Raw genomic sequence first — 21,412 nt, forward strand, 5'->3', positions numbered from 1 at the left:
CGATATGTCGCAACATAAGGTAGTTTTGTTACTCGGAAGTAATCTTGGAGATCAAAAAAAAAATTTAGAAACAGCCCTTGAAAAGATTAAAGAAGGGGGAAATGATATATTACAAATAAGTAAATTTTTGATATCTGAGCCCGTAGAGTTTGTCAGTTCCAATATTTTTTGTAATATTGCATCAATAATATTTACAAATCTTTCACCTATTCAACTGCTTGATTTTGTTAAAAGTATTGAATTTGAGATGGGCAGAACTAACGACTCTAAGAAAACTGCAGGGTATGCAGACAGAATTATAGACATAGATATCGTTACATATGATGATTTGAAATTTGTCTCAGAAAGATTAGAAATCCCTCACAAAAAACATCTTTTTGAACGGGAATTTTCTAAAATATTATTAAAAGAGTTATCTGAATAAAACATAAAACATATTGTATGAAATTAGGTTTATTATTATTGGCCACATTGCCTATTGCAGCTTATGCTCAGGACAGTATCGCAGTAAGTTCAACGAACGAGTACCCGAATACGTTCTCATCAGGCTCCGCCAATGTCCAACCTTTCGACAACAAGGCTAGAAGATTTAGAGACTGGTCAATCTCAGTCGGTGGTGGTACTGCTTTAATGGTTCACTCAGATCTTAGATCAATCTATGACAAAAAGATTAACTGGGGGTACAACACCTACGTGAGTTTAGACAAACAAATCAGCCATGCTTTCGGCTTAAGCCTTATCTACCAGAGAGGAGAAACGAAACAAAAAGCTCAGCTTGAAGGAGCTGCAGGTATTGCTGCCGGAGTTGCAGAAGCAAATACTAAGTACAATCAAATTGCTTTAATGGGAGATATCAACTTCTCAAATCTTTTGAGAAGAGTGGATAACCATTCTCCGTATAGATGGGCATTACATGGTTACGCTGGTATCGGTTTAATGAACTTCAACACATCTTTACATGATAATAATGAATTCAGATGGAGTACTTCTCCAGCAAGAGTTCCTTTGTTCATTAATCAAAAGTTAGACATCAGCTCATTCTATTACCAATTTGGTACCGGGGTGAAGTATAATGTTTCCAAACTTATTGATATTGAAGCAAGAGCAATGTATGTTATCAGTGGTGATGATGAGTTTGATGGTGGTGGATACTCTGGTCCTGCTGACTATGATCCGCTTTCAAAAGTTTCCAAGTATAACATGATCAACAAGAGAAGATCTGATAACATGTTAACTATAAATTTAGGACTTACCTTTAAGTTGGGTAATAAACTATCCCACCTTACATGGCATGATCCTTTACAGGAAGCTTATTACAGAACTAACGTTCTTGAAAATAAACAAACTGAACTTGTAGTTTGCGAAAAAGGTGATAATGACAATGACGGTGTTTGTGACGATTGGGACAGACAGCTTGATACTCCTGCCGGTGCAAGAGTTGATGGTGCCGGTGTTGCATTAGATATGGATCTTGATGGTGTTATTGACTTATACGATAAGTGTGTAACAGTTCCGGGACCTGTAGAAAACCAAGGTTGTCCTCCGACGCCTGCTGCAGTTTCAACGCCTGCTACTGCTGTAGATGAAATCAATAAAAACTTTGAAGGTATTGAGTTTGAGCTTAACAGCGATAAAATCAGACCCGTATCTTATGGTAAATTGGATCATGCTGCAGACGTAATTAAAAGTTTAAACTCTAACGATAAATTTTTAGTGATCGGAGCTACTGACGCAAGAGGTTCTGCTGCTTATAACATGAAATTATCTCAGAAAAGAGCTGATGCTGTTGTAAAATATCTTAACAGTAAAGGAGTTGCTTCTGGTATGCTTATTGCAGAGGGAAGAGGGAAAACAGACCTTAAATACCCTGAATGTGATCCGGCTTCTAAATGCTCTGAAGAAAAAAACGAAGCAAACAGAAGAGTTTACTTTCAAGCAAAATAAAAATCATTTAATTAACTAAATAAAAAATACATTATGAAATTAAGTTTAGCAATTGTTGCATTCGCGTTAGCTGTTCCGACAGTAGCCTTTGCACAAGACTCAACTGCAGTAGTTTCAAATGGAGAATATCCAAACACATTTTCTTCAGGCTCTGCGAATGTTTCCCCCTTTACAAATAAATCAAAAAGATTCAACGATTGGTCAATCTCAGTGGGTGCTGGTGTACCATTAGTACAATCTGCAGATTTAACATCTATAAAAAACGGTAACGGTAAAAACCTTTTTGGTTATTCTGCTTATGTAAGTATTGATAAAGCTATTACTCATGCTTTTGGATTAAACTTGCAATATGACAGAGGAGAAACGAGACAAGGATGGTTCAATACTAAGGATTCCGCTCCTGCCGGATCGGGATATCAGGAAGTAGGTGCCAGAACTCAATATGATGCGATCTCAATCTTAGGGGATATTAATTTTTCGAACCTATTAAGAAGAGTTGACAATCATTCTCCGTTCAGATGGGCTTTACACGGATATGCGGGTGTTGGTACTTTAGCATACAGAGCTTATCAGGAAAATGCTGCAGGGCAAAAACTTGTAACTGAAATTAAGCCATTCAAACTGGGATCTATGTTCGCTCAGGCTGGTGCTGGTCTTAAATTCAAAGTTAACAGAAGGTTAGACATCGAAGGTAGAGTAATGTATGTAATGACTGGTGATGATGAATTCGATGGTGGAGGTAGCCAGTACAGCGATATCAACCAACGTGAAGAGCAGGTTTCTGATAACTTCTTCAACGCTACTTTAGGCATCTCTTTAAAATTAGGGAAACACGAATCTCACTTAATGTGGCATGACCCACTTCAGGAAATCTATTACAAATTAGATGTATTGGCTAACAAAAACCAGGATATCGAAGTTTGTAAGAAAGGAGATCTTGATAATGATGGTGTTTGTGACGATTGGGACAGACAGCTTGATACTCCTGCTGGTGCAAGAGTTGATGGTGCTGGTGTTGCTCTTGATACAGACCTTGACGGTGTTATCGACTTAAATGATAAGTGTGTAACAGTTCCTGGACCTGTAGAAAATCAAGGATGTCCTACAACTACAGCTCCTATTTCCGGACCTGTAACTGAAACAGAAACTAAATTAGACGGTATCGAGTTTGACTTGAACTCAGACAGAATCTTACCTTCTAATACACCTATCTTAAATAATGCAGTTAACTATATTAACTCTTCAAGCGGCGAATATAACGTAATCGGAGCTACAGATACAAGAGCTTCTGATGCTTACAACCAAAAGCTTTCTGAAAGAAGAGCAAACAACGTTAAAAATTATTTAATTCAAAACGGTGTTCAGTCTGGTAAACTTAACGCAATCGGTAGAGGTGAAAAAGACCTTAAATATCCTGAGTGCGACCCTGCTACTAAATGTCCTGAATGGAAAAACAGAGCAAACAGAAGAGTTTACTTTGAAGCTAAATAATAAACTTATTAGTAGATTATATCAAAGTCACGCATTGCGTGACTTTTTTCGTAAAAACACATTTATTAATTTTACCTTATGATTTCTCAACAAGATTTTCAAGAGCTAAAATTCAAAACCCTGAAATATTTCTGGGGATATGACAGCTTCCGTGATTCGCAGGAGGAGATTATTGATTCCGTTATTAATGAAAAAGATACTCTTGTTCTTTTACCCACCGGAGCCGGAAAATCACTTTGCTATCAGCTTCCTGCTTTATTAAAGGAAGGCACCTGCCTCATTATTTCGCCACTTCTTGCACTGATGAAAGATCAGGTGAATCAATTAAAATTAAGAGGAATTGAGGCCGAGTATTTATCATCAGAGCTTGATGAGTATGATGCAGAAACTATCTACGACCGATGCAAGGAAGGGTTAACAAAGATGCTATACATCTCACCGGAAAGATTAACAAACAAGCAATTTTTACAGAATATTGAAGAGATTCAGCTGTCATTTATAGCTGTGGATGAGGCTCACTGTATTTCAGAATGGGGGCAGGATTTCAGGCCAAGCTATCAGAACATCAAAGATTTCAGGAAAAACAATCCTAAAATTCCATGTTTAGCTTTAACAGCAACCGCCACTCCTAAAGTATTAGAAGAAATTAAACTAAAACTAGAGCTGAAAGATCCAAAAGTTTTTCAGAAAAGTTTTAAAAGGGAAAATATAAAAATCTTCACTGAAGAAGTTTCCAATAAGTTTCAAAGAATTTTTGACATCCTGAAATTTACTAACGAGTCAGGAATCATTTATGTAAGAACCAGGAAAGAGGCAGAACTGCTTACTGAATTTTTAAGAAAAAATCAGCTATCAAATGTAGATTTCTTTCACGCCGGATTAACGACAAAGGAGAAAAATGCCAAGCAGACCATCTGGAATAACAGTGATAGTAATGTATTGGTTTCAACAAATGCATTCGGGATGGGTATCGATAAAGACAATGTACGCTTCGTTATTCACTACTCGCCTTCTCCGTCCATTGAAAATTATTACCAAGAAATAGGAAGATCTGGAAGAGACGGAAAAGACAGTTTCGCTTTTTTGCTTTGGGATAAGCAGGAATTATCAAACTTTGACCAGATTTTAAAAAATCAGATACCCAGTAAAACTGAATTCTTAAAGATCATCACCTATCTGTATTCCATTTTTCAGGTTGCCGAATTTGAATTACCGGAGAAAGTTTTCGAATTAAATATCAATGGCATTCAGAACTTTACAAAACTATCTATCGCAAAGATAAAAAATGTTTTAGGTTTTCTGCATAATCAGGAAATTATTTATTTTAATGATAACAAAAGCCTTTCATCACTGCAGCTCCTGATGCAGGCAGATGAAATTGACCAGCTTCCTCAGAAAGATGCTTATTTTCTTGAATTAATGCTTCGTACAGTTTCTGGGATAACTACACATAAAGTGATGTTCAGTGAGCAGCAGGTAAGCAATAAGATCGGGGTGAGTGTTCTTCTGATTAAAGAAAGATTAAAGGAACTCCAGCAAAAAGGCTATGTAGAGTATATCGACGGTGCTTTATCCAGCGTTAAGTTCCTAAAGCCAAGAGATGAAAGAGTCAATAACTCGGTTTACTGGAAGCTTTTTGAGCACATCCAGAAAAATAAAATTCAGAAATGGGAGGAAATGAAATTTTACACTGAAGATCAGCAATATTGTAAAATGAAATTAATCCTGGCTTATTTTGGAGAAAAAAATTCTAAAAACTGTGGCCAATGCTCGGTTTGTGAAAAAAATAAGCAATCCATTTTCGGAAAGAATATTTCTAATCAAATTATCAATTTATTAGCTAAAAAACCTTCAACTATTGAAGAGCTTTCTGTGCAGATGAGCTATCATTCTAAAGAAAACATCTTGGAAAACCTGATATTCTTATTGGATTCAGGGAAAATAAAGATGCTGAATTTTAGGACGTACGCCTTGCATGAGTAATGGGTGATGGGTAATGAGCAATAGGTAATTTCATAATTCATAATTCATAATTCATAATTCATAATTCTAAACTTAAAATCAAAGGGCTTATCTTTGCAGTATGAAATCATTGAAAGTAGTTTTTTTAGGCACGCCGGAGTTTGCAAAAACTTCACTTGAAGCCATTCATCAATCAAATCATGAAGTAGTAGGCGTTGTAACGGTGGCCGATAAAGCCAGCGGACGCGGCCAGAAAATTAACCAATCGCCTGTTAAAATTTTTGCAGTGGAAAACAACATTCCCGTTTTTCAGCCCGAAAAATTAAGAAATCAGGAGTTTCTGGAAGAATTGAAAAAATTGGATGCCGATGTATTTGTGGTGGTTGCTTTTAGAATGATGCCCAAAGTTTTATTTGAAATGCCTAAAATGGGAACCTTCAACCTTCATGCTTCCCTGCTTCCCGATTACAGAGGGGCTGCTCCCATCAACTACGCAGTGATTAATGGGGAAGAAAAAACTGGTGCCACTACATTTTTTATCAATGAAAAAATAGATGAAGGAAATATTCTTCTTCAGGAAGAATTAGAGATTTTACCGGATGAAAATGCAGGAAGTCTTCACAACAGGCTCATGGAAATGGGAGCAAAACTGGTGGTAAAAACATTGGATGGACTGGCAGAAAATTCAATCACAGAAAAGCCTCAACCGCACGTTGAACATCCAAAAAATGCATTTAAAATTTTCAAAGAAGATACAAGAATAAACTGGTCAGGAAATTCAAAAGATATTCATCAGTTTATCCTGGGAATGTCACCTTATCCTGCTGCTTTTACAACAATGAAAATCGGGGAAGAGGAAAAAGGACTAAAAATATTTGCAGGAAAATTTGAACCTTCAGATCATAAAAAACCTGTTGGAAGTTTAGAAATTTCAAAAAATGAATTTAAAATTTATACCCGGGACGGAATATATTTTCCTTCAGAATTACAATTGGAGGGTAAAAAAAGAATGAATGTAAAAGATTTCCTGAACGGGTTCAGAAATTTTGAGGAAATAAAAATGGCTTGATCTCTCAAGCCATTTTTTTGTGAAATGTCAATAAGTCAATTTAAAAAAATGTCAAAATTGACAACGAAGTTAATTCACAATTGACCATTCACTTCTTATAGCTGCACCATCTCCGTCACCTCAACATCATATCCTCCAACCTGAGGTTTGATATTTGGATTCTGAGTGATTACTTTAAACTTATTGATTCCAAGATTCTTTAAAATCTGTGTTCCGATTCCGTAATCTCTGTAGTTGAAAGCCAATGTTGGATGTTGTTCCTGGCCATCCTGATAATTCAGGAATTGTTGTAGCTTTCTTAATGTATTTTCAGAATTTGAAACGTTATTAATGAAAATAATAGCACCTTTTCCGGCTTCATTTACCATGCTCGTCACTTTCTCCAGTAAAGGTTTTTCACCGTTATTTAATCTCGTTAAAACATCAAAATAAGAATCTGAAGACTGAACTCTTACCAAAACAGGCTCATCAACCGTCCAGCTGCCTTTCGTTAAAGCAAAGTGAATCTGGTCATTTGAAGTCTCTCTAAAGGCGAAGAAATCATAATCACCATAAGCGGTTTTTACCTTTCTTTCTTCGATTCTTTCGATAAGATTTCCTTTTTTAAGCTGGTAATGAATAAGATCTTCAATAGAAACAATTTTCATATCATGTTTCTGAGCGAAAGCATACAATTCAGGAAGTCTTGACATGGTTCCGTCTTCGTTCATGATCTCACAAATAACTCCACCTTCTTTTAAACCGGCCAGACAAGTAAGATCAATAGCCGCTTCAGTATGTCCTGCTCTTTTCAAAACACCTCCTTTTTTTGCGCGAAGCGGGAAAATGTGCCCAGGCCTCATGAAGTCAGTAGGCTTCGATTTTTCATCCATCAAAGCTAAAATTGTTTTGGCACGGTCTGCTGCAGAAATCCCGGTAGAAGTACCATTCCCCAAAAGGTCAACAGATACTGTAAATGCTGTCTCTTTCGGATCGCTGCTTCTGCTCACCATTACTTCAAGACCAAGCTCATCACATCTTTTTTCAGGAAGCGGCATACAGATTAGCCCTCTTCCGTGAAGTGCCATAAAGTTGATTATTTCAGGTGTTGTAAGCTCTGCTGCACAAAGAAAATCACCTTCATTTTCTCTGTCCTCATCATCTACTACTATGATTATTTTACCATTTTTAAGGTCTTCTATAGCCTCTGGAATAGTATTTAATTTAATATCAGACATTTTTACTTTTTAAATTTGTGCAAAGATACTCATAAAAATAAGCATCTGCCAATTTATATAAACGGTTTGTTACGCTTTGAATATTGAGTCTTTTGCGTTTCTGAAAATTTCATAAGACGCTAATCTTTTCTGATGATCGTAAATATGAGAATTGATCATAAGTTCATCAACATTGAATTTTTCCTGAAAACTTTTCAGCTTTTCCTCAATTTCGGTTTGATTCCCGATTAAAGTATACTTCAATTTCTGTAAAACCATTGACTTTTCCATAGGAGACCAGATATCATCCATATCATCTACAGGCGGTGCAAAAGGCTTTCTGTCATTTCTTACAATATTAATAAATGCCTGAAATAAAGTAGTGGAAATTTTGTGAGCTTCTTCCGAAGTTTCGGCTGCTACTCCATTTACACAAGCGATGATGTACGGCTGGTCCAGATATTTTGAAGGTTCAAAATTTTGTCTGTAAATATTAAAAGAAGAAAAGCACTATCGGTACTTGATCCTAAAATATACAGCGGAATATCCAACCCTTCTCCCGGTATGGCCCGTACCAGCGCATCACGATTTTCTTTCGAAAAATATTTTTGAAGTTCTAAAATTTGCCTTGGAAACTGCTGGTTGATAATGGCTGGATTTCTTCCCAAAGCCTGGGCCGTCAATCCATCTGTTCCCGGTGCTCTCCCCAAACCGAGGTCAATTCTTCCCGGAAAAAGAGATTCCAGGGTTCCGAACTGTTCGGCTATTACCAGTGAACTGTGATTGGGAAGCATAATCCCTCCCGATCCCACTCTTATTTTTTTTGTTCCATTGGCGATAAAGCCTATAAGAACTGAAGTTGCAGAGCTTGCAATACTTTCCATATTGTGATGTTCTGCAAGCCAGAATCTTTTATAATTTAAATTTTCAGTATGGTTTGCTAAAGATAAACTGTCCTGATACGTATCATGAATGCTTTTCTCCTGTTTTACAGGCGCAAGATCAAGCACTGATATTTCAAAATTCTTCATATTTTAAATTTTAGGTTTAAAACCAAACAAATGTAAGACTAATAAATTACATTAGTTACTTTTTGTAATTCATAGGATTGATAGTGTAGTTCAGGGAAAAACTATTGGAAATTTTTAAGGTAATCTAATAAAACTTATATTTGAAAAAATAATACATCCTAAATTGATGGAAGAAGAAGTAAATTTCTCAAGAAAAGTTTTCAATGTAAATAATCATCCTTTTGAATTGTTGATTAATACAAGTTTAAGTGATGATCCAACCAAAATTAATTTTAATTGGTGTTGGTATGTTGAGTTGCAAAAATTTGATGATGTTGAAAATGATGATCAAAATTTGCATAATTTAATGATCGAAATTATTCAAAAAATAATGAAAATTGCCGATATAAAAGTTATTGGAATCACTCTTCACAAAAATTTGTATGAAATAATTTTCTATGCAAAAGAAGAAGATACTCATAAAATTGGAGGTGAATTTGCTGAAATGCCTTATGAGTTGGAAGATCGTGAAAATAGATTTATTAGATATCATGCAAAAAGAGATAATGATTGGGATAATGTAAAACTTTATTTTGATGCCATAAATAAAAGCTGACTTTATGAAAGATTGAAATTGGTGTGGAGGTGGGAAAATTATGATTGATGTCGATTGCATAGAGGAATATTTAAAATTAGTTGATTTCAATATTCTTGATGAAAAATACTTTACAATTGTCAAATGTATAAAAACCAAAAATTTCCATAGAAACTCTTAAAAATAAACTTGAAGATGAGATTTTAAAACTTAAAATTTCACAGCAAGAAGGATATTATATGGAATCAGTTTACGAAACAGAATGCATTATCATCGAATTTGAAGCATTAAAAAATGCGATAAATACTGGGTTAAATACAAACTCTGCAATCGTTCAGATATTATATCCTTAATAAATTTTATTTCGCTTTCTCCTTCAGATAATTAAAATGATTAATCAAAATCCGGATTTCATTAAATTCAAAATTGCTCGGTAATACGTTTTTCCATTCCGTAAGCGTTTCTTTTGGGTCTTTATAGAAAACTTCTTCAAAAGCTTTGATTTTGTCTGAAGTAATTACTCTTGAGATATCCAGCAGACCCTGCTCTGCAAATTTCGCCAGGTGACCGATTACCGTTTCTTTTACCAATCCCCTTTCCAGCGCAATTTCCGAAATGGTTTTTCCCTGCTCAAATAATTGAAAAGTAAGAACCTGGGACGGAACTTTTGCTATTTTCATGCTGATTTCCTTGTCGTTTTTTTCATCCAGAAGCTTGGTTTCCAGCAAATGAATTTCTTTTAAGCTGTTCAGATACTCTTCAATATCTTCCAGCCAGACACGGAATTCTTCATTGTATTGTTTTAATCCCTTCGCTCCTTTGATTTCAGCGTAAAAGTCTTTCAGCGGACTGAAAACTTTGTCTCTTATTTCGATAAAAAAGAAATTAACCGCACCTTTTGTTTTGCTTTCAATTTCGGACCATTCTTCTTTTTGCTCGATAAAATTATTAACCTTTTGAGAAATTATCCTGTCTAATTTTTCAAAGATTTTACCAAGATTTACAATTTCCGGCTTTAATTGGGAATACAGCTGATTGATCTTGAATATATCAATGCTTTTTGTAACCTGGGATAGTTTATTCCATTCTTCCAGCTCATTCAAAAGCCACTGGCAATCAACGGTTCTGAGAACTTTTTTGATGCTGTAGTCATATTTTTCCTTATTTAAAATATTTTCAACATGATCATTGGCCACCGTATCCATATGGAAATGCAGAATTCTGTTGTCTTTAAATATAACTTCAGGAGTGATTTTAGATTTTAAAACAATTCCTTCCAATGTCCTGCAACGCGATAAAGCTACATACACCTGCCCCGCTGTAAAGCTTTTTCCGGCATCAATGATTACTTTATCAAACGTTAATCCCTGACTTTTATGAATCGTTACGGCCCAGGCCAGCTTAATCGGGAATTGCTCAAAGCTTCCCAACACCTCTTCTTTAATATTTTTTTCGGTATCCAGAAAGTATTTTTTCTGTTCCCAGACTTCCCTTTTTACGGTAATTTCCCGGTCGCTTCCGTCAAGGATTACTTTTATTTCATTTTCGTCTAAAGCAGAAATTTCGCCAAGTTTCCCGTTAAAATATTTTTTTTCTCCTGAGATATCGTTTCGGATAAACATTACCTGTGCCCCGATTTTTAGTTCTAAAAACTGCTCATTCGGAAACTGGTTTTCCTTGAATTCACCGAAAAGCTTGGCTTCATAGGTTTTTGCATCAACTTTTATTTCAGTTAATTTTTCCTGATTGATTTCGTCCGCCATTTTGTTGTGCGAACAAAGGTAAACGTAGGGTTCTTTACCCATATCAAAGTCCGGATCATATCTTTCATTCAGGTGGTTAAAGTCGATATTCGCAATGTCTCCGTCACGGATGGCATTTAATATTTCCAAAAAACCCTGATCAGTCTGGCGGTAAACTTTTGTTAATTCAATTGTAATCAAAGGAATTTCTTTAATCGCAAGACTATCAAAAAAGAACGGGGAATTGTAATACATTTTCAAAATATGCTCATCCCTCACCACCGGCGGAAGCTGGTAAAGATCCCCGATGAACAGCATCTGAACTCCCCCGAAACGCTGGTTATTTCTTCTGATAAAACGCAGGGAAAAATCCATCATATCCAGAACATCGGCACGCAGCATGGAAACCTCATCAATAATGATAATCTCAACCTCACGAAGAAGTTTAAGCTTATCTTTTCTGTATTTGAAATGAGGCATCAGATCGGCAATATTATTGGCCAGACTTGTATCTATCCTCTCCGTGGTCGGTAAAAACGTACGCAGCGGAAGCCCAAACATGGAGTGAATGGTAACGCCTCCCGCATTGATCGCAGCTATCCCTGTAGGCGCTACAACAATATGTTTTTTGCGTGTCCGCTTTACAAAATCATTGAGGAAAGTAGTCTTTCCTGTCCCTGCTTTTCCCGTTAAAAAAACGCTTCGGTTTGTATGTTCTATTAAGTCAAAAAAATGATTGTTCATCGCTGTCAAAATTACGGAAAATGAAATTTAATTCTGTACCTTGGCATAACTTTTGAGAAATTTTGAACGTAACTTGAGAAAAAAATTTATGAAAATCTTATTCTTAGCCGTAAGTACAGCGGTTTTAATGGCTTCATGCTCTTCAGCAAAAAATGCAGAGGCCAATCTTCCAAAAGACATTTCTGAAAGGCCGGCCGATGAAAGCAGTCAAAAATACGAGCAGGCTCAGCTGGATAAAATAAAAGCCACCATTGAATCTGAAATTGCAAAAGAAAAATGTGCAGACGCCAACGAGTGGACCTTTGCTCCAATAGGTTCGAAAGCTTGTGGCGGACCACAATCCTATATCGCCTATCCTAAAAAAATGGAAGCCGAAATTCTTCCAAAAATAGAAGATTACACCGAAAAAGTGAAAGCTTTCAACAAAAAATACAATGTAGTGTCCGACTGTATGATGATCATGCCGCCGACTTCCGTTAAATGTGTAAACGGAAAAGCTGAACTTGTCAATTCATAAAACAGCTTGGCCATTTTCTGACCAAACTGTTTTATGAATGTGAATTGTTAATAGTGAATTTTGCCTCGCAAGTCAATTAATTGTGTTATGAATCATTTAAAATGAAAGATTCACCAACTAAGCAAAATTCACTATTGAGCATTCACATTTTCCTTATACCAGGAAGAATATTTTACGTAATTATCTGCAATTCTGTTTACCTCGCCTTCTAATAATTGTGCATTAATATCTTTAATTTTTCTCGCCGGAACACCACCCCAGACTTCGCCGGATTTGATATGAGTTCCCTGCGTTACTACAGAACCCGCACCTACAATAGAATTTTCTTCAACCAGACAGGCATCCATTACAATAGCTCCCATCCCAATCAAAACATTATCTTTAATAGTACATCCGTGAACAATGGCATTATGGCCTATGGATACATTATTTCCTATATTTAAAGGATACTTCTGGTACGTACAGTGCAGCATTGCATTGTCCTGAACATTCACCTTATCCCCCATTTTTATGTAATGAACATCCCCCCTGATCACAGCATTATACCAGATGCTGCAGTCTTTTCCCATCACTACATCTCCTATGATAGTCGCTGTTTCAGCTAAAAAACTATTCTCTCCTATTTGCGGGGCTTTTCCTAAAAGTTCTTTTATAAGTGCCATATTATTGATTTGAAAGTTTGATAATGAGCTAATTTGGAAATTAAACCTTGAAATCACAAATTGTAAATTACAGTGATAGCAAAAATCTAACTGCTAATTTCCAGCTTCTAATTTCTAATTGCGTATTTTTGTATCTCAAATTTAACGAAAAAATGCATACCATAATTATAGAACCAACCGAAAACCCGAAAGTAATGAAATTTGTTGCGGATTATAATCTAATCCCGGGATCGTTGGAATTGGACAGAGATTCAGATATTTCAGAAATTCCTTTGGCGCAGGAGCTGTTTAATTATCCTTTTGTGGAAAGAATTTTCATAACGGCTAATTTTGTAGCTGTTGCCAAACAGGACACCATAGAATGGGAACATGTAGCTGAAAGCCTGAAAAATGTGATTGAGGATGAATTATTGGCCAATCCAAGAATTTACCTTCAGAAGAAAAAAGAAATGTACCAGATCTATGCTGAGATGACTCCCAACCCTAATGTAATGAAGTTTGTTTCAAGCAAATTATTACTGGACGGTTTCGTAGAAGTAAAATCCAGAGATGCAGCAGAAGGAGTTCCTTTAGCAGAAGCTGTTTTCAAGGAATTTGATTTTGCTAAAGAAGTTTTTATTTCTGATAATTTTGTGGCGGTTACCAGAGATAATTCCGTAGAATGGCATCAGGTAATGATGGCTGTACGCGGAATGATCGCCGAATATCTTCAGAACGGAGGCGATATCTCAAACCTTGAGCCTCAAAAGCACGAAAATCCCGTAGAAAAAATCATCAACAGAGATTATACTGAAGACGAACAGAAAATTTCTGACATTTTAAATGAATACGTTGCTCCGGCTGTAGAAAATGACGGTGGAAAAATTTCCCTGATGGAATATGATCAGGAAAATAAAACCGCAAAAATGCTTTTGCAGGGGGCATGTTCAGGCTGTCCGAGCTCCACCGCTACGCTGAAAAACGGTATTGAAAATATTTTAAAACAATTCGTTCCGGATCTTGTAGAAAGAGTGGAAGCTGTAAACGGATAAAAACATGAGCAATGAGTAATGTGCTTTAAAAATTACTCATTACCAATTACTCATTACTTATATTTTATGAAAGGAATTTTATTAGTAAATCTTGGTTCGCCAAAGTCTACGGCAGTAAACGATGTAAAGGAATATCTTGACGAATTTTTGATGGACGAGCGGGTGATCGATTATCGATGGATTTTCCGTGCGCTTCTTGTGCAGGGAATTATTCTGAAAACAAGACCTCCAAAATCTGCCGAAGCATACAAAACGGTTTGGACAGATGAAGGATCGCCGCTAATTGTCATTACTGAAAAAATCCAGAAAAAACTTCAGAAGCTGGTGGATGTTCCGGTGGAAATCGGGATGAGATATGCGGAACCGAGCATTGAAACAGGAATCAGAAAGCTAACGGAAAAAGGTGTTTCGGAGATTGTTCTTTTCCCTCTCTATCCGCAATATGCGATGAGCACAACGGAAACCGTCATTGAAAAAGCAGAAGAGGTAAGAAAACAGAAATTCCCGGATGTAAAGATCAATTATATTCAACCGTTTTATAACAGGGAAATTTACATTAATTGTTTAGCAGAAAGCATCAGGGAAAAGCTTCCTGAAAATTTCGATGCGCTGCAGTTCTCTTATCACGGCGTTCCGGAAAGGCATATTTATAAAACCGATCCCACAAAAACGTGTAATTTAAATGACTGCTGTTCGAGAGAAACCAATCCGAGCCATCAGTTCTGCTACCGTCATCAATGTTTTAAAACAACAGAAACCGTCATTGAAAAACTGGGCTTACCAAAGGAAAAAGTTATTGTTTCTTTCCAGTCCAGATTAGGAAAAGATAAATGGATTGAACCTTATACCGACGAAACACTGGAAACTATCCCTGCGAAAGGCATCAAGAATCTTGCAATTGTATGTCCGGCCTTCGTTTCAGACTGCCTTGAAACGCTGGAAGAAATTTCCGTTGAAGGAAAGGAGCAGTTTCTGCATGGAGGCGGAGAAAATTTCCATTATATCCCCTGCCTCAATGATGAAGACCGCTGGATAGAGATTGTAAAGACTTTATGTGAAGAGAAACTTAATGAGTTTTATCTTGTTTAAAAAAATATAAACCTCCGATGATGGAGGTTTTTTTATTTTGATTTAATCTATCTTACCGGCGTTCTGAATTCCCCATATCCTATGAGTCCGTCATAATTACGCCCGAAAGGAGCATAATATAAAAATGCCTGGTAAAGATTTTCTGTCTGCCAGAAATTACCGTTTACTTCACCGAAATTTAGTGGGCCGTTTCCTTGTCTTGTTGCAAGAATATAGTTGTAAAACCCTTGTTTCAGATAAATTTTTGCCACATACTTTTTTGCAGCAACATCATACTGCATCTGGTTTTCCTTACTTGCTTTGAAATTATTAAAACCACCCAAAACATAAATATCTTTATCCACAGGATCAGAATCCAGGGAAAAATACACCCAGGAATAATCCGCTTCCCTTTCCGCATCCCTTTCTCTTCCCAGATCATTTCTTCTGTAATACCACGCTCCGTTCACATCCGGCTGGTACTGATAATTTAATGGAAATGCCCAGACAGGATGAAGATACGTTTGGTTTACGCCTTCCAGAATCTCTGTAGCACGAACCATATCTGCAGCCATATTCATGTTTTTATTATCAAAATAATAAAATTCATTATTCCCGGGAAAAACCAGCGACATCTGCTGGAAGAGCAGCTGGTTTCCTAATGTAGTGCTTGGTTTGAGGTTATTAATCGTAACATTCGGGTTGTTATTCTGCATCACATTCAGCGTCATAGAATTAACGTTAGCCGAAAGGTCTCCGCCTTTAGGAACCGCTTTTACTTCTACCCGCTGATTGGCATCAGGATTCCTTGCATCTGATATCCTTGAAATATTTAAAGCTAATGTAGCTGCATCTTCCACCACATAAAATCTTCTTTTAAACAATGGTTTTTCCGCAGAATCTTTGTACACAATGATTTCATAATTTCCTGAAATCTTGGGCTGCATCTTTTCATTAGGGAAAGTCAGTTTATAGTGAGTATAAGCCTGCAATGTATTGAAGGAATATTGAAATTTATCCAACAGCGCATTCAAGCTTCCATTAGCAAACTCAGTGAAGAAAAGATTATCATCTTCCCAGTTTCTGTTGTAATGCTTGATGGTATACCTGTAGATTTCGCTGGCATTGGTAAGATCATCAAAACTCAGAACCAATTGCTGATTAAAATTAATAACAGGTGTTTCGTCATTCGTCTGAGGATTAAATAACTGGATGCTCTGGATGTTCTGTCCAAAAACCAATCCGCCTAAAGAAAGTAAAAGTATTCGCAAAGTTTTCATTATGACGAAGATAACGAAAAATTGGGATTTTTAATATGATAATTGTGTTTTAGTTATTTTGATTAGGACTAAATGTGAGATCTTGTTGCATGACAAGTTCGTAATTATTTTTAGAGACAGCTTCGCGCTCAGCATGACAACCCTAATACTAGCCACAAAGGTGAGACTTTTCAACAGTGTTACATCTCTATTGATTTACTATTCAGGATAAAAATTACTTAATTGTTTAAACCACAACTTTTGTGGTTAAATTTGTCTCAATAAAAATATTCAGAGTATGCTTCAGATTCAAGGTTTCGTATTCAATTTTGCGAGCGAAAATACTTATATCCTTTATAACGAAAATAAAAATGCCTGGCTTATTGATCCGGGAAATATGAATGATCAGGAAACAAAGGCAATTCATAATTTCATTACTGAAAACGGCCTTAAAATTCAGAAAATCCTTCTGACTCATGCCCATATTGATCATGTAATCGGCCTGCAGTGGGCTTTTGATACATTTAAAGTTCCAGTTACAATGCATCAGGATGATAAAGAGGTTTTGGATATGCTTCAGGCCAGCGGAATGAGGTTCGGCTTCCAGATTAATCCTGTACAAGTGGATATTGAATATATTAAAGAGGGCGATGAACTGGAGCTTGACGGTGAGAAATTCAAAATATACCATGTTCCCGGCCATTCTCCCGGAAGCGTGGTTTATCATAACGAAAATCAGAAATTCATGATCTCCGGTGACGTTTTGTTTGAAGGAAGCATCGGAAGAACCGATTTATACAAAGGAAACTACGAACAGTTAATTGAAGGAATTAAATCCAAGCTTTTTGTTCTTGATGGTGAAACGCAGGTTTTTTCAGGACATGGAAATCCTACGACGATTGGGTTTGAAAAGGAGTATAATCCTTTTTTTAAATAAAAGGTTCGAGTGTGGTGATTTAAATTGATATGTATTCAGGTTTTGGCTAAATCCCATTTGGATAATTAATTTAATAAGCGGGCTAAAGCCCGCCCCTATTGATATTAAAAACCGCCAGAAAAATCCGGCGGTTTATCAATTTTATGAAGAAATTAAATTTAGAAATCCAAAGTAATGGAAGCTCTTACCGCCGCACCCATAATTGGTCTGGCCATAATGATTCCGTCGCCCGTTGGAGATCCTGCTCTCGGATCACCTTCTGTAATTCCGATGGTATTGAAGATATTGGTTCCGTCAACCGCAAAACGGATTTTTCCTAACTGGTAAGACGTTCCCGCTCCCACTTCTGAAAATGAAGGCAGGGTCTGTGCATTTTTTTCATCCTGGAAACGTTTTCCATAATAATTCATGCTTACATAAGCTCTCCATTGCTTGGTGATATTCACTGCCGGAGAAATATTAAAGTAAAACTTCGGCATTCTCCTTACTGTATTTCCATCATAATCGAATGTGGATCCGTCTGCATTTCTTCCCGTAAAATCTTTATATTTTGGGTTTTGAACGGTTCCGTTGAAGGTAATTTCCAGCATATTATTGAACAATCTCGCGTAACCTTCCAACTCCACCCCGAAATTGGTAGTATTGGCGAATTTATTTTCCGAACTTCCGTCTGAGAAAACATCTGTAAATGAAAGATTATTCAGGGTAGAATAGAACGGAATTACCGCCACATCAAATGTCCTTGAATAATATTTATATCCTACTTCCAGCTGATTGGTGGTTACCGGCTTTATGGCCGACAGGTTATTCATATTGTTATAATACGCTTCTTCGTTCGGAGACCTGAAACCATTGGAAAAACGGGCATAGACCGCATTTTCCCTGTTGATTTTATAATTCATTGCTCCCGTAAAAGATACCCTGCTGATATCATAATTCCAGTAAGTATATTTGTTTCCTAAAACAGCCATATTATCGTCAGCAGTTGTGGTCAGGAAAGAATGTGTCCCGTCTGTTGTCAGTCCGGAATTATTTAAGTTTGAAGTGGTGGTGCTTACTCCATATCCTTTATAAAAATCGCGGCTGTAGCGGATTCCACCATTGAAACTCAAATTATCTGTAATATTATAATCTAAATTTAAATACACATCATTCAAGCTTCCCTGAATCTGCGAATCTCTGATCAGGAAAGACATGTCTGTAACCCCGTTATAGGTTTTGGAATATCCGGTATCTGTAGGAGCCAAAGAAGTATCCACCAGATTGAGAAGCGACGGCCTGTCTGTAGCTGTGGTTAAAATATTGCTCCAGTTCCAGTATTGATGGGACTTCCAGTTGGATTTATAGAAACCTGCCGTTACATTTCCTTTGTCGAATTTATAATTGAATTGTAAATCATTTACAAAATTATTCATCTGTTTGTCAATTGCCCAGAATCCTAATTTTTGAACAAATTGAGGGTTAACAATTGTACCATTGCTTACTAATGAATACTGATAGGTGTTTCCAGCAATTCCTTCCGATTTAGCAAAATCAGACATTGTTTGAGGTCCGCCCGCCGGAAAAATTCCGGTGTAATTCATATTGATATTTGTATATCTTGTTTTGTTTACAACAGAGAAATTATTTCCAAGATCATATTTAAACTCTGCTCCCAGCACATCTACTTTGGGATGAATTCCATCCTCTAAATTTCTGCTGAAAAATCCACCGCCTGCCTGCGGAATATTCAATTGGCTGATCGTCCTGTAAGAATAGGTTCCGTAATTGGCATCAAAACCTGAAAACTCTTTCAGATCATTCCCGTTTTGAACCAAAGGAATTGGAAGGAAGAATGTATTTCTGTCGTCCAGTTTTTTATAGTAGACTTTTGCATAGCCTTTATCGAACACATATTTCAGATTCATCCTGATCTGGCCGCCGTTATTGGCTTTAAAACCTGTTTTTCTGATTCCGTTGTCGGTTCTGTAAAATCCGCCGACATTGAAAAATAATTTATCTTCAACCAAAGCTCCACCCAGGTTGACATCGGTACGCATCAAACCATAAGTACTTGTTTCTAATTTTGCGGTTCCTTTGAAATCATTACCGCCTTCTTTAGTTATAAAATTGATCAGACCTCCGGGAGAATTATTCGCGAAAATAGATCCTGACCCCCCTCTTAAAGCTTCCAGTCTGCTTACAGAATTGTCTACACGGAAGAAATTATCCGCATTGGCAAATTGCAGGGCTCCGTCTTCGAAAACGGGTAATCCGTCTTCCTGAACCTGCACAAATTCGTAAGCTCCTGCAGAAGGAATCCCTCTTGCAAAAAGGTTGTTTCCTACTTCACCACCGGAAGTTTCCACCGCAAAACCAGGGACCCTCTGTAGCAAAGCTGCCGCACTGATGGGGTTTTGCTTCTGAATTTCTTTTGCACTGAATGTAGAAATTGCCGTGCTGGATTCTATTTTCTTTTTCGGGTTCGAGTTACCTGTAATCACCACCTGATCAATGGAAGTTGACAATCTTGTAGAATCTTGTGCCGGAGTTTCCTGAGCATACGCATTGTTAAAATAAAGCGTTGCAATTCCGGCAAGCAAGAAAATCGATCTTTTTTTCATAGCCATATTAATTTTATAGTTAGTTTTAATTTTTTAAAATTTATTTTAAACAGTAAGAAAATGGAAGGTTTTAAGTTGAAGTAATTCTTAATTCCTTAATGTTTCATTATGCTTTAATTTCAAATACACACCATTCGTCCACCCGAAGCCGTCCTGATTCGGATATTCTCCGCCTCCTGCAATCGTTTCTGTGTCCAGAGCATTATATTTTTCCATTAGTTTTCCGGTATTGTTGTAAACCCTTTCCACATTGGAACACCAGTTATCTTTAATTTTTTCCGCCAGATCATTGAATCCGTAGTTTTTCATTGCTTTAAAACCAAGCCATTGATAAGGCGCCCAAGCATTCGGTAAATCCCATTGCTGCCCGGAATTTTTTGTAGTGGTGACCAATCCGCCCTGATACAAAAATTTTTCTGAAATAATTTTTGCCACAGATTCAGCCTGCTTGTCATTTGCCACTTCAAGAAACAAAGGGTAAAGCGCTGCAATATGTTCTGAAGATGTTTTTATATTTTTTTTCGAGTGAAAATCTTTATATGTTCCGGAATTTTCGTCCCAGAAATATTTATCGATCATTAATTTTCGCTGGGCAGCTCTTTCTTTGAAATAATTTTCTTTTTCAGACAGATTCTGAAGAGCTGAAGACATCGTCAATGTTTTTTCCAAATGCCATAAAAGACAGTTCAGGTCTACTTCGGCAAGATTCAGAGTTTCAATGGTCTGTATATTTTCACCGTCTGCAAACCATCTGCTGGAAAAATCCCAACCCGACTCGCAGGCGCTTCTTATATTCCGGTAAAATTCCTCAGATGTATTTTTATTATCTTCAATATCAATTAAATAACTTTCAGGACGGGGCTCATTTTCAGCATCATAATATCTGTTTAAAATATCTCCATCTTTTGTTTTCAAAACCCTTTTAATAGCCGAACCTTTTTCTAATCTTTCGATTCCGCTCATCCAGAAAGCGTATTCCTTTTTTAGAGTATCATGATATTTGATGTAAACAGTTTGATCTTTAGTTGTTTCAAAAAGCAGATCCAGCATCAAAGAAAAATATGGCGGCTGCGAACGCGTTAAGAAATGCGTACGGCTTGCATTGGGAACAAATCCAACAGTCTGGATTAAATAAGAACAGTTTTCAATAATATTTTCCATCATTTCCACCCTTCCGGAAACCTGCAATCCCAACATGATAAAATAGCTGTCCCAATAGAAAAATTCATTAAAACGGCCTCCCGGAACCACGTAAGGCCTTGGAAGTTTCAGTAAAGTTCCTTTGTCTTCATAAGCCGTTCTGGTCAGCTCATCCCAAAGTTTTTCAATATGCTCATTAATCGGCAGATGATCTTCTCTCTGGATAGAAACTTTTGCTCCTAAAAAATCGAAATTTGAGAGTACAAATTCCTTTAAACTAAAATTTTCATTCTGTTTTTCCTGTTGATATTTTGCGTTGATCTCAGCAATCGGAAACAGCGGAACCGCATCGGTCATCATTTTTTGATCTTCAAAAACCTTTGATCTCTGGACATCATCAAAAAGTACCTGAATTTCGCTTATATATAATGGATTGTTCATT

The 21,412-nt window shown here is 36.7% G+C and carries 16 protein-coding genes and 1 pseudogene; 10 read left to right on the forward strand and 7 right to left on the reverse strand.

Annotated features, from left to right (window positions below):
- Nucleotides 1-4: 4 nt before the first annotated feature.
- From folK to fmt, 5 genes are all read left to right on the forward strand, one after another.
- Nucleotides 5-424: a 2-amino-4-hydroxy-6-hydroxymethyldihydropteridine diphosphokinase gene (folK, locus tag H560_RS0110180; protein WP_027379954.1), complete on the forward strand. Its 420-nt coding sequence runs from the start codon at nt 5-7 to the stop codon at nt 422-424.
- A 17-nt stretch (nt 425-441) separates the two neighbouring features.
- The gene (locus tag H560_RS0110185; RefSeq protein ID WP_027379955.1) at nt 442-1,944 is read left to right on the forward strand and encodes an OmpA family protein; all 1,503 of its coding nucleotides are present in this window, start codon (nt 442-444) and stop codon (nt 1,942-1,944) included.
- A gap of 33 nt (nt 1,945-1,977) precedes the next feature.
- Complete coding sequence (locus tag H560_RS0110190; protein ID WP_027379956.1) at nt 1,978-3,435, forward strand: OmpA family protein; 1,458 nt, start codon at nt 1,978-1,980, stop codon at nt 3,433-3,435.
- Nucleotides 3,436-3,513: 78 nt separating this feature from the next.
- Nucleotides 3,514-5,418 carry a RecQ family ATP-dependent DNA helicase gene (locus H560_RS0110195; protein WP_027379957.1) on the forward strand — a complete coding sequence of 635 codons (1,905 nt, stop codon included), beginning with the start codon at nt 3,514-3,516 and terminating at the stop codon, nt 5,416-5,418.
- A gap of 100 nt (nt 5,419-5,518) precedes the next feature.
- A complete protein-coding gene (gene fmt, locus H560_RS0110200; protein WP_027379958.1) occupies nt 5,519-6,466 on the forward strand; it encodes a methionyl-tRNA formyltransferase in 948 nt (315 codons plus the stop codon).
- Nucleotides 6,467-6,561: 95 nt separating this feature from the next.
- On the opposite strand, the gene ribB is transcribed toward fmt, so the two are convergent.
- Entirely contained in the window at nt 6,562-7,683 is a 1,122-nt protein-coding gene (gene ribB / locus H560_RS0110205; RefSeq protein ID WP_027379959.1) for a 3,4-dihydroxy-2-butanone-4-phosphate synthase, read from the reverse strand.
- A gap of 69 nt (nt 7,684-7,752) precedes the next feature.
- Nucleotides 7,753-8,693 (reverse strand): annotated as a pseudogene (locus H560_RS21390) (LLM class flavin-dependent oxidoreductase).
- A 166-nt stretch (nt 8,694-8,859) separates the two neighbouring features.
- Between H560_RS21390 and H560_RS0110215 the strand changes: the two are divergent.
- A complete protein-coding gene (locus H560_RS0110215) occupies nt 8,860-9,288 on the forward strand; it encodes a hypothetical protein (protein WP_027379960.1) in 429 nt (142 codons plus the stop codon).
- Between the two features lie 338 nt (nt 9,289-9,626).
- Here the strand turns inward: H560_RS0110215 and H560_RS0110225 are convergent, their stop codons facing one another.
- Entirely contained in the window at nt 9,627-11,753 is a 2,127-nt protein-coding gene (locus H560_RS0110225) for a helix-turn-helix domain-containing protein (RefSeq protein ID WP_027379961.1), read from the reverse strand.
- 88 nt (nt 11,754-11,841) lie between these two features.
- On the opposite strand from H560_RS0110225, the gene H560_RS0110230 reads away from it, so the two are divergent.
- Nucleotides 11,842-12,270 (forward strand): hypothetical protein, encoded by a 429-nt coding sequence (locus H560_RS0110230; protein ID WP_228372456.1) that lies wholly within the window; start codon nt 11,842-11,844, stop codon nt 12,268-12,270.
- 131 nt (nt 12,271-12,401) lie between these two features.
- Here H560_RS0110230 and H560_RS0110235 read toward each other — a convergent pair whose 3' ends face one another.
- The gene (locus H560_RS0110235; protein ID WP_027379963.1) at nt 12,402-12,932 is read right to left on the reverse strand and encodes a gamma carbonic anhydrase family protein; all 531 of its coding nucleotides are present in this window, start codon (nt 12,930-12,932) and stop codon (nt 12,402-12,404) included.
- 152 nt (nt 12,933-13,084) lie between these two features.
- Here H560_RS0110235 and H560_RS0110240 point away from each other — a divergent pair, with 152 nt between their 5' ends.
- Complete coding sequence (locus H560_RS0110240) at nt 13,085-13,963, forward strand: iron-sulfur cluster biogenesis protein NfuA (RefSeq protein ID WP_027379964.1); 879 nt, start codon at nt 13,085-13,087, stop codon at nt 13,961-13,963.
- A 66-nt stretch (nt 13,964-14,029) separates the two neighbouring features.
- Nucleotides 14,030-15,052: a ferrochelatase gene (gene hemH / locus H560_RS0110245; protein ID WP_027379965.1), complete on the forward strand. Its 1,023-nt coding sequence runs from the start codon at nt 14,030-14,032 to the stop codon at nt 15,050-15,052.
- A gap of 47 nt (nt 15,053-15,099) precedes the next feature.
- Here the strand turns inward: hemH and H560_RS0110250 are convergent, their stop codons facing one another.
- Nucleotides 15,100-16,311, reverse strand: coding sequence for a type IX secretion system plug protein (locus H560_RS0110250; RefSeq protein ID WP_027379966.1), 1,212 nt, complete (start codon nt 16,309-16,311; stop codon nt 15,100-15,102).
- A gap of 277 nt (nt 16,312-16,588) precedes the next feature.
- On the opposite strand from H560_RS0110250, the gene H560_RS0110255 reads away from it, so the two are divergent.
- A complete protein-coding gene (locus H560_RS0110255) occupies nt 16,589-17,227 on the forward strand; it encodes an MBL fold metallo-hydrolase (protein ID WP_027379967.1) in 639 nt (212 codons plus the stop codon).
- 158 nt (nt 17,228-17,385) lie between these two features.
- On the opposite strand, the gene H560_RS0110260 is transcribed toward H560_RS0110255, so the two are convergent.
- Nucleotides 17,386-19,830 carry a TonB-dependent receptor gene (locus H560_RS0110260; protein ID WP_027379968.1) on the reverse strand — a complete coding sequence of 815 codons (2,445 nt, stop codon included), beginning with the start codon at nt 19,828-19,830 and terminating at the stop codon, nt 17,386-17,388.
- 87 nt (nt 19,831-19,917) lie between these two features.
- On the reverse strand, nt 19,918-21,411 hold the full coding sequence (locus H560_RS0110265) for a trehalase family glycosidase (RefSeq protein ID WP_027379969.1): 1,494 nt from the start codon (nt 21,409-21,411) through the stop codon (nt 19,918-19,920).
- Between the last annotated feature and the right edge of the window lies 1 nt (nt 21,412).

The sequence above is a fragment of the Chryseobacterium daeguense DSM 19388 genome, assembly GCF_000430825.1.
Taxonomy (GTDB): Bacteria; Bacteroidota; Bacteroidia; order Flavobacteriales; family Weeksellaceae; genus Chryseobacterium; species Chryseobacterium daeguense.

Excerpts from the sequence above, each read along its gene's own strand:
- folK (WP_027379954.1), top strand. The coding sequence starts at position 5 with ATGTCGCAACATAAGGTAGTTTTGTTACTCGGAAGTAATCTTGGAGAT.
- H560_RS0110185 (WP_027379955.1), top strand. The coding sequence starts at position 442 with ATGAAATTAGGTTTATTATTATTGGCCACATTGCCTATTGCAGCTTAT.
- H560_RS0110190 (WP_027379956.1), top strand. The coding sequence starts at position 1,978 with ATGAAATTAAGTTTAGCAATTGTTGCATTCGCGTTAGCTGTTCCGACA.
- H560_RS0110195 (WP_027379957.1), top strand. The coding sequence starts at position 3,514 with ATGATTTCTCAACAAGATTTTCAAGAGCTAAAATTCAAAACCCTGAAA.
- fmt (WP_027379958.1), top strand. The coding sequence starts at position 5,519 with ATGAAATCATTGAAAGTAGTTTTTTTAGGCACGCCGGAGTTTGCAAAA.
- ribB (WP_027379959.1), bottom strand. The coding sequence starts at position 7,683 with ATGTCTGATATTAAATTAAATACTATTCCAGAGGCTATAGAAGACCTT.
- H560_RS0110215 (WP_027379960.1), top strand. The coding sequence starts at position 8,860 with ATGGAAGAAGAAGTAAATTTCTCAAGAAAAGTTTTCAATGTAAATAAT.
- H560_RS0110225 (WP_027379961.1), bottom strand. The coding sequence starts at position 11,753 with ATGAACAATCATTTTTTTGACTTAATAGAACATACAAACCGAAGCGTT.
- H560_RS0110230 (WP_228372456.1), top strand. The coding sequence starts at position 11,842 with ATGAAAATCTTATTCTTAGCCGTAAGTACAGCGGTTTTAATGGCTTCA.
- H560_RS0110235 (WP_027379963.1), bottom strand. The coding sequence starts at position 12,932 with ATGGCACTTATAAAAGAACTTTTAGGAAAAGCCCCGCAAATAGGAGAG.
- H560_RS0110240 (WP_027379964.1), top strand. The coding sequence starts at position 13,085 with ATGCATACCATAATTATAGAACCAACCGAAAACCCGAAAGTAATGAAA.
- hemH (WP_027379965.1), top strand. The coding sequence starts at position 14,030 with ATGAAAGGAATTTTATTAGTAAATCTTGGTTCGCCAAAGTCTACGGCA.
- H560_RS0110250 (WP_027379966.1), bottom strand. The coding sequence starts at position 16,311 with ATGAAAACTTTGCGAATACTTTTACTTTCTTTAGGCGGATTGGTTTTT.
- H560_RS0110255 (WP_027379967.1), top strand. The coding sequence starts at position 16,589 with ATGCTTCAGATTCAAGGTTTCGTATTCAATTTTGCGAGCGAAAATACT.
- H560_RS0110260 (WP_027379968.1), bottom strand. The coding sequence starts at position 19,830 with ATGAAAAAAAGATCGATTTTCTTGCTTGCCGGAATTGCAACGCTTTAT.
- H560_RS0110265 (WP_027379969.1), bottom strand. The coding sequence starts at position 21,411 with ATGAACAATCCATTATATATAAGCGAAATTCAGGTACTTTTTGATGAT.